The organism is Paenibacillus sepulcri, from assembly GCF_042647105.1.
Lineage (GTDB): Bacteria > Bacillota > Bacilli > Paenibacillales > Paenibacillaceae > Paenibacillus_Z > Paenibacillus_Z sepulcri.
Genome location: NZ_JBHRUP010000002.1, coordinates 188,991 through 202,525 on the forward strand (window position 1 = coordinate 188,991; position 13,535 = coordinate 202,525).

The window sequence follows — 13,535 nt, forward strand, 5'->3', positions numbered from 1 at the left end:
GACGACTACAGGACTTGGGAGATGAAACAGGATGAACAAGAAATTTCCACCGATCAGCAGCAAGCTGCCGGTCTTCATGCACGGTGCGGATTATAACCCGGACCAATGGCTGCACGATCCGAATGTTTTGGAGCAGGATATTCGTCTAATGAAGCTGGCCCAATGCAATGTCATGGCGGTAGGCATTTTCTCCTGGTCTATGCTGGAGCCGGAGGAGGGGACATTCCTGTTCGATTGGCTGGATAACGTGCTGGATGCTTTCGCCGATAACGGCATATTCGCCTGGCTGGCGACGCCAAGCGGCGCCAGGCCGGCCTGGATGTCGGAGAAGTATCCGGAGGTGCTTCGCGTCGGAGCGGACCGCCGGAGAAATCTGCATGGGCGCCGGCACAACCATTGCTACACGTCACCGGTCTTCCGCGAGAAGGTGAGCATCATGAATGCCAGGCTGGCGGAGCGGTATTCGGCACATCCGGCGGTTATTGGCTGGCATATCTCCAATGAGTACGGCGGCGAATGCCACTGCGATTATTGCCAGGATGCTTTCCGGAAATGGCTGAAGCGGAAATATGGCTCTCTCGAAGCGCTGAATCAGGCGTGGTGGACGACCTTCTGGAGCCATACGTATACATCCTGGCAGCAGATCGAATCGCCCGCACCGCATGGCGAGACCATGGTGCACGGGCAGAATCTCGATTGGCGAAGGTTCGTCAGCGATCAGACGATCGATTTCTACCTGCATGAAATCAATCCGCTGAAAGCGGTCAATCCCGATCTGCCCTGTACGGCAAACATGATGGATTTGTTCGACGGGCTGGATTACCGCGAGTTTGCGAAAGCGGTGGACGTCATATCGTGGGATGCATATCCGACATGGCATGAGTCGCCCGCAGAGGACAATGTTGCTTCATGGTTTGCCTTCAATCACGATTTATTCCGTTCCTTGAAGCAAAAACCGTTCATGCTGATGGAAAGCACGCCGAGCCAGACGAACTGGCAGCCTGTCAGCAAGCTGAAGCGGCCCGGGATGCACAGACTGTCTTCGCTGCAGGCCGTTGCGCACGGCGCGGACACGGTTCAATACTTTCAATGGCGCAAAAGCCGGGGCTCCAGTGAAAAATTTCACGGCGCGGTCGTGGATCATGTCGGGCATGAGCATACCCGCGTGTTCCAGGACGTTGCCTCGCTGGGAGAATCGCTGTCGCATTTATCGGAATTGATCGGCACGGATGTTCCGGCGGAAGCGGCCATCCTGTTCGACTGGGATAACCGCTGGGCGGTCAACGATGCCCAGGGGCCGCGAAATCAGGGCATCCATTATGAAGAGACGGTGATGCAGCAGTATCGGGCGTTGTGGAGACAAGGCATTCCGGTGGACATTATCGGCTCTGGTGATAATTTCTCCGCTTATAAACTGCTTGTCCTGCCTATGGCCTATCTGCTCCGCGAGGAGACGGGGGAGCTGCTGGAGCGTTTCGTTCTGGATGGCGGCACGCTGCTCGTCACCTACTGGTCCGGCATTGTGAACGAGAACGACCTGTGCCACCTGAACGGTTTTCCCGGTCCGCTGCGCAAGACGCTCGGCATCTGGGCGGAGGAGGTTGAAGGACTGCATGATCACGACCGCAATGGCATCGTCATGACGCCCGGGAACGCACTCGGATTGGCCGGTTCCTTCGAAGTTCATGAAATCTGCGAGCTGATCCATTCCGAAGGCGCAGATATTCTTGGTCAGTATAAGGAAGATTTCTATGCCGGACGGCCAGCATTAACGGTTAATGCGCTGGGCAAAGGCAAGGCTTACTATCTGGCGGCGCGAGTTAATGATCCGGCGTTCTATGACGGGTTATATGGAAAGCTGGTATCGGATGCGGGCGTAAGACGCGCGATGGATATCGAGCTGCCTGGAGGCGTATCGGCACAGCTCCGTTCCGACGGGGAGCATGATTTTGTGTTTCTGCTTAATTTCTCGGGAGAGGAGCGGACGCTGGAATTGGATCAGGCCTACACCGATGCCGAGACGGGAGAGCCCGTCTTAATGAAGCTTACGCTTCCTGTGTATGCTTCCCGGGTATTGAAACGAAGCAGCGGCAGGTAGGCGGAATCACGGTGTCTGCTGTATGACTTTGCAATAGCATGATTGATCAGGAAGGGAGCAGCAAGACTATGCCATTTATTCAAGGTATGGACATCTCTTTTGTAGACGAAATCGAATGCGCGGGCGGAACTTACGAAGTAAACGGGATGCAAGAGGATGTGCTGGTCATTATGAAAAATAGCGGCGTTAACGCGGTCCGTCTGCGCATATGGAACGATCCCGCAGGCGGCTTCTGCAATCTGGAGCGTACGCTTGTTATGGCCAGGCGCATTAAAGCGCTGGATATGCATTTTCTGCTCGACTTTCACTACTCGGACAAGTGGGCGGATCCGGCACAGCAGTGGAAGCCGCAGGCATGGGAGAATGCAAGCTTTGAGGAGCTGACTGAAGCGATTTATGCGTATACGAAACATGTATTGACTGAACTGGACAATCAGAACACGCTTCCGGATATGGTGCAAATCGGCAATGAAATCACACCCGGCATGCTCTGGCCAGACGGGAAGGTTGACGGGGACTTCAACACGGATGAACAGTGGAGGAAATTTACGGAGCTGGTCAAATCCGGGATTGCGGCGGCCAAATCAGTCAGCCCGTCAATCAACGTCATGATTCATATCGACCGGGGAGGCGATGTGGACGCGAGTCTCAGGTTCTTCGAGAAATTCGAGCAGTATGAAGTGACATTCGACACGATCGGATTATCTTTCTACCCCTGGTGGCACGGCACGCTGGAATCGCTGCGGCGCAATCTGGCAGAACTGGCGGTCCGCTTCGACAAGGATATTAACGTGGTGGAAACAGCCTATCCGTGGACGATCGATACGTCCGAAGGGCGGGCGTTTATCGTTGACAAGGAAGACCAGCTTCACAATGGTTATCCTGCGGCGGTGGAGGGTCAAGCCCAATATCTGAAGGACATCATCGCCCTCATCAAAGAAACGCCAAACCGCCGGGGAGCCGGTTTTTATTGGTGGGAACCGGCATGGATTCCGTCGAAGGAAGAATGGTCGGTGGGACATGCGAATAATTGGTCCAATCTGACGTTGTTCGATTACGAGGGGCGGAGGCTCTCCTCCATGAACGCACTTAGCGAATGAGTGAAAAGTGACTAAATAATAATCTGACGGGAGCTGAAAAATGTATATGAAAAGCAGAATATCTTATCGTTCCCTGGCAGCAAAATGGCTCGTTTTCTTCATTATTCTTTCTTGTTATCCAGTGGGAACGATGACGGGCTTCGCGGCACAGCCGGCTTCAGGCACCGTCTCGGTGGACCCGGTCCCGGGACTGCAGAACGGACAGCGAAGCGATTTTATCATGGGAGCAGATGTCTCCGAGCTCTATGAGCTCGAAAAAGCAGGCCGGAAGTTTTACGATACCGATGGTACGGAAATGAGCGCCATGCAGGTGCTGAAGAAGCACGGCGTCAACTATATCCGACTGCGGATCTGGAACGATCCGACTGATGCGTTCGGTCAGCCGATCGGCGGCGGGAACAATGATCTGGCCCGGGATATCGCCATGGCCAAACAGGCAAAGGCGCTCGGTATCAAGCTTTTGCTGGATTTTCATTACAGCGACTTCTGGGTTGATCCCGGCAAGCAAAATAAGCCGAAGGCCTGGGCCAATCACAGCGGGACCGTGCTGCAGGAGGATGTATACCGCTACACATACGATGTACTGACTGCGATGGAAGCGGAAGGCGTTCTCCCGGAAATGGTGCAGATCGGCAACGAGATCAACGGAGGGCTGCTCTGGCCGGATGGCGATTCCGCAGAGAAAGCGGCGCCTTTTCTCCAGAAAGCATCCGCAGCGGTGAGAGCGGTTGATCCGGACATTCAAATCATGATCCACATCGCGGGGAATTCCAGCGGCAGCACAGGCACGTTTACGTGGAATCTGGACACCTGGACGACCGGCGGTACAGCGGTCGATTTTGACCTGATCGGCATCTCCGATTATCCATTCTGGCACGGAACGACGGAGCAGAATGCTGTTATTATGAATACGTTGGCAAGCCGGTACGGCAAACCGGTCATCGTGGCGGAGACTGCTTATGCCTGGACGCTTGAGCCGGGAGACGAGACGATCAATAACTTTGATCAAAGCAGCGCTTATACGGCAGGCTACACCCCTACGCCGCAGGGCCAGGCGGCAGCCATCCGCGATGTCATCAACAATTTGGCAAATGTGCCAGGCAATCAGGGGCTGGGTCTGTTCTACTGGGGAGCAGACTGGCTTCCAGGCAATGACACGGGCTGGATTGCCGGACAGGGCAGCGGATGGGAAAATCAGGCATTGTTCGATTACACGGGGAAAGCGCTGCCATCCATCGATGTATTCAATCTCGTTCGGGGGACAGCTGCCGCTCCCGCGCCGGTATTTGTCGCTGCGGACCCGTATTACGGAACCATGGAGGCAGGCGGGGTTCTGAGTTTGCCTTCTTCCGTACAGGGGCAGTACAGCGATGGTCATTACAAACCCGCTGCGGTATCGGCATGGGACACATCAGCAGTCAATACGGCGGAACCTGGTGTCTACACGGCTTATGGAACGGTCGGCTCCGAGACGCGGGCAGCCTCGGCCGTGATTACGGTGCATTCTGCGCAGCCGCCGAATCTGCTGACGAATCCGGGACTTGAGAGCGGCTCCGCCGGTTGGACGGTATCCAGTCCTTCCATCGGAGCGCCTCAAGGAGCAGGCTCGACGCCGCGTTCCGGCACGAGTGCGATCCATTACTGGAGCGATTCGGCTTTTAACGACGCCACGGTGTCGCAAACCCTTAATGTCGCTAATGCTACCTATACCTTCTCCGCATGGGTGGACGGGGATGCTCTGAGCGACGCGGCGGTTCCCTATCTGTACGCTGTGGGGTATGATGCAAGCGATCCTTCGGCGATGATGAAGATCGACGCTGTGCCGGCTGGCTGGAACAATTTCAAACCATACAGTCTGCAGGTTCCGGTTACCTCCGGACATGTCACGGTCGGCGTGAATCTCAATGGAGCTGCGGGAGCATGGGGAGATGTCGACGATTTTTATTTCGGCCTGCCGACCAGTACAGATGCACAGACACAGGCACAGCCGGTAACAGCTTCTATCGGGGATGCGGCTCTCCCGGCGGAGGCAGCATTGCCTGTTCCTTCGAAGGTTACGCTGTCCAGCGGGACGGAAGGTGCCGTGATCTACTATACGACGGACGGAAGCGAACCGGGTTATGCCAGCAACACCAGCACGACGCTTGTTTATACGGGGCCGGTTGCGATTGCCGCCAACACGGTATTGAAAGCGATGGCATCCAAGCCAGGTTATACGAACAGTCCGGCAAGCACGTTCAGTTTGAAGACGGACGGCAGCGCGGAAGGCTTGATACCGGATGGCGGATTTGAACGGGAAGGCCAGCTCGGCGCGTGGACGTTAACGGGAGCTGCTGCAGGCTCCATCCAAGACTCCAGCGTTTTTGACGCGATCCGCGAGATAGGGGACGGCAAGGTTTATGCCGGAACCGGCTACTTCGATTACTGGTCGAAGGACGCGTATGCTTTTACGCTGTCGCAGAAGGTAAATGGACTGCCGAACGGGTTTTATACCTTGACGGCGCATTCTGCAGGAAAAAGCAATATGGTGATCGACGATGCCGGCAGAGCGGCGAACGATCCCGGCGTTGCCGAATTGAAGCTCAGGGTCGAAACGCCATCCGGCGGGGCTTCAGCGAACATTATCAATCAGGGCCAGACCGGAGCCGATTGGCATAATATCTGGGGCGGCTTCAGCATTCCGGGAATCCGCGTGACGGACGGGACGGTGACCGTTGCTTTTACGGCATCGGCCAGCGCGGATTATTGGGGTTATCTGGATAACATTACCCTTGTCAAAACCGGAGATCTGCCGGATACGACGCCTCCGGGAGAGGTAACGGGTACCGCTGTCGCCGAGGGCGACGGGCAGCTCGCGCTATCCTGGACAGATCCGGGCGACAGCGATTTGGAGAAGATTATCATTGAACAGATGGACGGGACCGTCGCCGATGCCGTGTATGCCGCCAAAGGAGCGGAACACGCCGTTATTTCCGGTCTGACGAACGGCACCAGCTACACATTTAAGCTCAGTACGGTCGATCTGACTGGAAACAGGTCTGCCGGTATTCCAATAACCGGCACACCGGCAAAGGCCAGTGACGATAACAACGGCAATGATGACGATGACGGTGACGATGACAATAACAATAACAATAATCACGACGATGGCAGCGAGGGACAGGAGCCATCTGGTTTCCCCTCACCATGGGCAGCAGCGCCGGCCTATTCGGTCGGTAAAGGAATGATCAAGGTGCAGCCTGTCATCGATGCGAACGGTGATGCGGTCATACAATTGAGAGCGGCAGACATGGAGGCTGCAATGCTCGACTCCTCTGTCCAGACGCTCACCATCGAGATCGCCAATTTGGATAATGCCAGGGAAGTGAAGGTGGATATCCCGTATCAGCCCATACTGGCGGCTGGAGATGATGCCATCGATACGATCAAAGTCGATATGGGGTTCACCACTCTATCCTTCTTGACCAGCCTGTTTGCCGGCAAAGAAGGGACGGCGGGTTCGAGCCTGCAGCTCACGGTTGCCAAGGTCGGCAAAGACAGTCTTCCTGCAGCGGTACAAGAGCGGATTGGCGACCATGCGGTCTACGATTTCAGCTTGACCCTGGACGGGCAGCCTATAACCGGATTTAACGGGAACGAGATGCAGATTGCTATTGCCTACAAGCTGATGACCGGGGAAAATCCCAACAAGATCATCGTGTATTACTCGATGATGAGGGTGATTTGACCATCATCAAAACCGGCAAATATAATCCGGCAGCCGGCAGTGTTGAATTTAAAGCGGAGCATTTCAGTAAATACGCCCTCGGATATGCGGATATCTCATTCGGAGACCTCAAGAAAAGCGAATGGGCAATTGACGCTATTGAGACTTTGGCGGCAAGAGGAATTATTAACGGAGACGGGAATGGAAACTTCAACCCGGGGGCGGCAGTTACAAGAGCGGAATTCATCACCATGCTGATGAGCGCATTCGATCTTGCTGCGCCAGGCGAGCTATCCACATTCCGGGACGTGAAGGAGAAGCTTTGGTACTCCGATTCCATCACGTCGGCGCAGAAGCTCGGAATCGTCAAGGGCAGGACAGACGGCAGCTTTGGCGTGAATGACCCTGTTTCGCGGCAGGATATGGCGGTAATGGTTTATAAAATAGCCGAATTGCAGCAAATAGAATTACAAGCCTCAGCGGTGGCCGCTGCATTTGCCGACCGGTCCAAGATATCGGCTTATGCGGCAGAGGCTGTAGACGCCATGCAGCAATCCGGGATTATTGAAGGGATGGGCGGCGGCAGATTCGCTCCGAAGGAGCCTTCCACAAGAGCGCAGGCAGCTGTGATCATCAATCGTTTGTTTCAGAAGCAGTGACAAACGATTCCATTTTTTAATGTAGAAAGAGATTTCACATATCCCCGCACCGGATCCGAATCCGGTGCGGGGATACGTTTTTTCAGCTTCATTAGAAGAGAGGATTACAAGCAGCCGCAGAAACGAAAAGGATTTGATCCTGTTTCCTCAGCAAGCAAGCATATCTGCCGGCAGACTGCATACCATTAGGCGAAGAATGCGGGAATAGGGGAGGATGCTGACATGGCCGTTAACGAACCGCAGCTGACGCAGATCGCCATGGCCCATTTGCCGGCGGGTGCGGAACTGATGATGATCAACGGGCCTGCTGCGCATGCGGCGGTATACGCTGCCGATTTAACCGGGGATCGGGTACCGGAAATCGCAGCTGTTTACCGTCTGAATGGGGAGCTTTACCTGCTTGTGCTGAAATACCGGGACCGCAAGTGGGAGATTGCCGCGAATGTGAAAGGGCAGGGGTACGGCGTAACGCTGCTGACGGCGGCGCCCGTCATGAGACCAGGCCTGAACAATCTGATCGTCGGCTGGCAGATCGGCTCGATCTGGTCGAAGCTGTCGGTCTACGAGTGGACGCGGGAAGGGCTGAAGGATGCGGCTCCCGCCGATATGACCTACAGCTATCTGGAAGTGATGGATATGCCGGGCCTTGACGGGCGTGACGGCAAAGCGGAAATCGCGCTCTGGGTCCACGACACGGGGGAGGCATACCGCATCGAGGTGCTGAGGTGGGACATCGGGAAGCTCGTGCCCGCGCCGGATGTATATTTTTATTATTTCCCGGGGGTCGTCCGCTACTACGAGCGAATGATTCGGCAGCATCTGGATTACCCGTTTTACTGGTATTACCTTGCCGATGCGCAGTACCGCGCCGGCATGCCGCAGGATGCGCTGGTGTCTGTCCGAAGGGCGCTCGGCTTCGCCCAGCCCTATCCTTCCCGCGAGACGCTGCTTGCGCTTGAGTGGAACATCAGGCAGATGCTGGAGCTGATGAACATGCCGCGGGCGGCAGGATTGTTCCCGGCATCGCTCAAAACGGTGGGCGGGATGAAATGGGGCTATATTGACAGCAGCGGCAGGATGGCGATTCTCCCCCTATACGACGATGCGCGGGATTTTCAGCAGAATGGCCTCGCAATCGTCAGCGAGAATGGGAGCTACGGCGTTATCGACACATCAGCGAATTACGTTGTGAAGCCTGTTTATGATTCGATCAGCCCGTTCTCGGAAGACCGGGCGGCGGTAATCGACAGCCAGGGGTTCAGGCTGATCGACGAGACAGGAACGGTGCTGACAAAGCGGGCGTACCCGTTTATCGCGGACATGCAGGACGGGAGAGCGGTCTTCTATGTCACAGAAGGCGGCAGCGGCGATGCCGATGGCAGCATCAGTCTTTACGGCTATCTGGATTCCCGGGGGAACGAAGCGATTCCGGCGCAGTTCGAGGAAGCGAATGATTTTGCCGCTGGCAAGGCAGTTGTAAAAATCAAGGATAATGAATATGCGCTCATTGGGCCGGACGGACGCAGACTCGCCACCTATCCGTATGCTTACGTGGGACCGCTCGGCGACGGACTGCTCGCCTTCCAACAGGAATCCGCCGGCAAATACGGCTATATCGACGAGCGCGGGACTGTCGTGATCCAGCCGTCCTATTCGTCGGCATTTGCATTCCATGACGGCCGGGCCATTGTCAATACGGCAGAGGATTACAAATCGAGCTATGGTGTCATCGACAAGCAGGGAGCCTTCATTGTCAAGCCTGAGTACAACGACATTCGGGATCTGGGAGATGAGCGGCTGGCGCTCGGCCGGGCGGTCGACCCCGAGCAGCCCTTCGTCGGCTCGGTCTTCGCCATCGCCGACTGGAACGGCCAACGGCTGTCGGACTTCCTGTATAATGACGTCTCCAATTTCAAGGACGGTCTGGCCTCGGTCTACGACGCGAAGCAAACGTATTTTATCGATCGCAGCGGCAAGCCTGCGCCGGGTTATCCGCGCGTGGAGGGCAGCGGTACGCTTACACTGGAGGAGAACGGCCTGATCAAGGCATTCGTCGATCAGCGGCTGTCTTATTTGACCCGTGCCGGACGCGTCGTCTGGCAGCAAAATAAGGTTATCCCGCTCCAGCCTCCTTATCTTGTGAAAGAGGAGAAATATAAGCCAAATGCCGATTATCTCGTCTATTACCCGCAAGTTGAAGGGATGGAGAATCAAGCCGCTCAGCGGACCGTTAACGCCAGGCTGAAGGAAATGTCCCAGGTCAAGCCGGTTCCCGCCAGCAAAAAACTCGATTATTCATATTCCGGCGATTTCGAGGTCGCGTTTTACAAACAGAAGCTGCTGGAGCTAGTACTGAATGGCTATAATTTCCCATTTGGCGCCGCCCACGGCATGCCAACGAAAACATATGCGATCCTGAATCTGACCAATGGCCGTATGTATGCGCTAAAGGACCTGTTTAAGCCAGGCAGCGACTATGTGAAGGTACTAAGCGATATAGTCGGCAAACAAATCAGGGAGGACCCGCAATATTCGTACGTATTCCCGGGCAGCTATACGGGCATACGGCCGGACCAGCCGTTTTATGTGACTGATGATGCACTCCATTTATATTTCGAGCCCTATGAGATCGCTCCATACGTCGCGGGGTTCCCGACCTTTACGATTCCTTTCGCGCAGATCAGGGATATCATCGACACGGAAGGGGAGTTCTGGAAGTCCTTTCACGCTTGAGAAAATGGTCCGTACACGGCACAGCTAACTCTGTTCCGTGCAGCAGTGGTCCCTGTATTCCTGCGGTGTCATATGCAGCTCCTTCTTGAACACCTTGGTGAAATAATGGGCTGACTCGAATCCGACGCTGGCCGATACTTCATGAATTTTTAGCCGGGGAGCGGCCAGCAGCTCCTTGGCTTTTTTCAGTCTCAGATCTTTGATCCGGTCGGACAGCCGGGTACCCGTCATTTGCCTGTACAGGCGCGACAGGTAGGTCGGATGCAGGTAGACATGGTTGGCCAGCTTGTCGAGCGACAGGTCCTCGGCGAGATGCTGCTCGATATATTGATTCACCATCGTCAAAATCTTCTGCGTCCGGTCCTGCTGCTCGCCCGTCCTCAGCGCAAACAACCGGCAGGAGAGTTCCCGGTAATATTCCTCGGTCTCCGCCCACGATACGAATGCTCCCCTGTGAAGCAGCGTTCCCGCCTCCCTGGACACCGTTACCGCCTCCAGCAGCCCCCACTGGTTCATGTAAGACAGAAAAAGGGAGGCGAAGGCGTACTCAAGCTCAACAAGGAACGGCTGGAACGCGGGGAATATCTGCAGAGTCCGGGCGGTTTCCGCAATGTCCTCGTACAAAACGAAAAATTCATCCTTCTGGCCGCCCAGCAGCAGGGCTTCCAGCTGTTTGACCGCCTTCAGCCGAAGGGCGATATCCTGCTTCGTGAGACAGGCCGGCTCGGGGGACAGGGAAGAGGGAGCCGGCACCGCGTCGGACAGCAGCATCTCCATATCCTGACCGAACCCCCGCTGAAGCAGCTGCTCCAGCCGCATATATTGGGCAGCCGCGGTGGGCCACGGGCAGCAGACCGAGCTGATGGCAATCGATAGCGGCAGCTTCAGCGTCGTCCGGCACGCATCCTGAATATCGGACATCGTACCGTGAACAAAGGCGGCGCAAGCCTCCCATCCCGTGGTTTCCGCAACACTCCCTGGTCCGGCGTCTCCCGCTGCAGGCTGAATGAGCCATACGAGGCGGGAGGGATTGGCCGGGATCGAAAGCACCCGAAGCGTATTCATGTATTCTCCGGAAACATTTTGTATGGCATACATGAGCAGCGATTTGTCCGAAGGACGCAGATCGTCCGGCCATTGGTCGACCCGGCCTACCGCCAGCAATACATTTTCCGCTGCCGACAGCGGAATCTGCAGCTCCTCGAAGCGGTCGCGGTCGACGGCCTTGGCACTCAGCTCCCCCTGCAGCAGCCCGGATATATATTCCTTGCGCAGCATCGGTCCTGCCGCCTGCATTTGCTCTCTTGCCCTCTGCAGCAGATTGTCGGACACCCGCTCATCCCTCAGCCGTTCGATCGCCCTGCCGACGGCGGCAAGTATCGGCTCGTCGCCCTCAACCTTCAGAATATAGTCCATTCCGCCGTTTCGCATGGCCGACTGGATATAATCGAAATCGCTGTAGCCCGTCAGAAAAATGACTTTGCAGCGCGGCCAGCGCTCATGAATTTTCTGCTGGAGCTCGATCCCGCTCATCCCGGGCATATGAATGTCGGTCAGGACGATATCCATCTTGGAGCCTGTCAGGATCGCCAGCGCTTCGAGGGGCGAATACGCGCGGTATACGTTCAGCTCTTCCGGTTTCCAATCCAGAAATTGTTCGTAGAGGCCGCTTACGATTCTCGGCTCGTCGTCGACTATCAACAGATTGTACATTGTACCGCTCCTTTCTCCGTTTGATTATATCGATGATGAGGCAGCGTCCGCCCCAATACGGGCAGGATTTAGCTGCAGGCCAGGCAATTCCTGCAAGCTCCGCGTCGCGTGCTCCGGCTTCCCGTTATCCGTCCATTATAAATGTCCTGCCGGCAGGCGCAACGGATATATCGCAACAAGTTGACGATTGGCTGGTATTGTCAAGATAATACCCTGATATTCGCGGCGCGCTGCTTGCGTCTGTCCCGGCAAACGCTCATTCGCAAGGCTCTATCATAATTTGGCAGTTAAGCGAAAAAGTTGATATTTTACCGCCGATATCGGTTTTTTTACTCTATTCCGCTGCCGTGATTTTCAATAAACTGACGATGTAAGGCGAACAAACATTCATATCGGAGGTGTAATCATGATGGAGACCGGCAAGGAGAAGGAAGAAAGAGCCAGTGATGCAAACGCAAACATTTCGGCGGAGCAGGAGTCGGCTTCACTATCGGACAAAAGCTTCAGCAGGCGGAAATTTCTGATGCTGAGCGGAGGGATCGCCGCAGCGGCAATGTTCCCGGGCATCGCGCTTGGCGGCGGCAGAAGCAGAGCGGCTGCCGCGGTTCTTCCGGACAGTCCGCGCTTCTCGCTGAGCGGCTCGGGCGGCGAAATGTTCCGCGACGTGTCGCTCGGCAGCGCAACGGTTATGCAGTCCTTCGGCTTCGACAGCGTCAACAATGCCCTTTATACGGTGCAGATTACGTACGGCTCGCCCTCGTCCTCTGGCGATCTGACCGTGACGAAGCTGAGCATGACAGGCACGATTCTCGGCCAGATGGCACTGAAGGGATTCGGCCACGGCGTATCGATCGGCGTGGAGCCGTCCGGCACTTCGGCCTATCTGTGGACAGAGACGGATGGCGTCATCGATGGAGCGGACAGCTGGGGCTCGAAAATATGCCGGTTCCCGTTTGCCAATGGCACGACGCTGTATAATACCAATCCGTCTCTGACCAAATACACGGTGCCGGGCACGGGCAACTACAGCTACACCTGCAATATCGATAATTACCATGGCAATCTGATTGTCCGCTACCGGGACGCGACAACCAACCCCCGCTTTGACGTATACAATTTGCAGGCTTTCAAAGCCGGCGGCCGTACCGCAATCGCGAGCGTTTATCAGCCCGCGACATTGGGTGTATTTCAAGGCTATTGCGTATACGGCAAATATTTGTACCTCCTGGATGGAACCGCCTATAGCACCTCGAACCCGTCGCCGGGCAATACGTATTTGACCACCGTCGATCTCAATACGGGCACACAGGTGGACCGCTTCCATACCCAGGCCGGTGTGTCGCTGGCCTATCGGGAGCCGGAAGGCATGGCCATTAGCTTGACGAATCCGAACGACGAGAGCACAGGCCGTCTAAGCTTCGGCTTCGCGTCGGGAGCGGCCGGCAGCCGGAAAGCGACTATCTTCTACAAGAATTCGTTTCTATGATTCTCTATGATAATGACTTCGCAAAAAACATAGCGGGAGG

Annotated in this window: 7 protein-coding genes; 6 read left to right on the plus strand and 1 reads right to left on the minus strand. The window is 55.7% G+C overall.

The features are described 5' to 3' along the window. Positions 1-31: 31 nt before the first annotated feature. From ACFOLF_RS35920 to ACFOLF_RS35940, 5 genes are all read left to right on the plus strand, one after another. On the plus strand, positions 32-2,098 hold the full coding sequence (locus tag ACFOLF_RS35920; protein ID WP_210040200.1) for a beta-galactosidase: 2,067 nt from the start codon (positions 32-34) through the stop codon (positions 2,096-2,098). 68 nt (positions 2,099-2,166) lie between these two features. Next, the gene (locus ACFOLF_RS35925) at positions 2,167-3,198 is read left to right on the plus strand and encodes a glycoside hydrolase family 53 protein (RefSeq protein WP_210040199.1); all 1,032 of its coding nucleotides are present in this window, start codon (positions 2,167-2,169) and stop codon (positions 3,196-3,198) included. A 46-nt stretch (positions 3,199-3,244) separates the two neighbouring features. Then, positions 3,245-6,925 carry a glycosyl hydrolase 53 family protein gene (locus tag ACFOLF_RS35930; protein ID WP_210040198.1) on the plus strand — a complete coding sequence of 1,227 codons (3,681 nt, stop codon included), beginning with the start codon at positions 3,245-3,247 and terminating at the stop codon, positions 6,923-6,925. Then, positions 6,922-7,563 (plus strand): S-layer homology domain-containing protein, encoded by a 642-nt coding sequence (locus tag ACFOLF_RS35935; RefSeq protein ID WP_210040197.1) that lies wholly within the window; start codon positions 6,922-6,924, stop codon positions 7,561-7,563. Before ACFOLF_RS35930 ends, ACFOLF_RS35935 begins: the two co-directional genes overlap by 4 nt. A 222-nt stretch (positions 7,564-7,785) precedes the next feature. Beyond that, positions 7,786-10,296, plus strand: a complete 2,511-nt coding sequence (locus ACFOLF_RS35940; protein ID WP_210040196.1) for a WG repeat-containing protein — start codon at positions 7,786-7,788, stop codon at positions 10,294-10,296. A 24-nt stretch (positions 10,297-10,320) separates the two neighbouring features. On the opposite strand, the gene ACFOLF_RS35945 is transcribed toward ACFOLF_RS35940, so the two are convergent. Then, positions 10,321-12,009, minus strand: coding sequence for a response regulator (locus ACFOLF_RS35945; protein WP_210040195.1), 1,689 nt, complete (start codon positions 12,007-12,009; stop codon positions 10,321-10,323). A 406-nt stretch (positions 12,010-12,415) separates the two neighbouring features. On the opposite strand from ACFOLF_RS35945, the gene ACFOLF_RS35950 reads away from it, so the two are divergent. Then, the gene (locus ACFOLF_RS35950; RefSeq protein ID WP_210040194.1) at positions 12,416-13,495 is read left to right on the plus strand and encodes a phage baseplate protein; all 1,080 of its coding nucleotides are present in this window, start codon (positions 12,416-12,418) and stop codon (positions 13,493-13,495) included. The last annotated feature ends 40 nt before the right edge of the window (positions 13,496-13,535 follow it).

What these genes read in the sequence shown, in the direction of transcription:
- ACFOLF_RS35945 (WP_210040195.1), bottom strand. Translation starts at nt 12,009, where the DNA reads ATGTACAATCTGTTGATAGTCGACGACGAGCCGAGAATCGTAAGCGGC.
- ACFOLF_RS35940 (WP_210040196.1), top strand. Translation starts at nt 7,786, where the DNA reads ATGGCCGTTAACGAACCGCAGCTGACGCAGATCGCCATGGCCCATTTG.
- ACFOLF_RS35920 (WP_210040200.1), top strand. Translation starts at nt 32, where the DNA reads ATGAACAAGAAATTTCCACCGATCAGCAGCAAGCTGCCGGTCTTCATG.
- ACFOLF_RS35950 (WP_210040194.1), top strand. Translation starts at nt 12,416, where the DNA reads ATGATGGAGACCGGCAAGGAGAAGGAAGAAAGAGCCAGTGATGCAAAC.
- ACFOLF_RS35925 (WP_210040199.1), top strand. Translation starts at nt 2,167, where the DNA reads ATGCCATTTATTCAAGGTATGGACATCTCTTTTGTAGACGAAATCGAA.
- ACFOLF_RS35930 (WP_210040198.1), top strand. Translation starts at nt 3,245, where the DNA reads ATGAAAAGCAGAATATCTTATCGTTCCCTGGCAGCAAAATGGCTCGTT.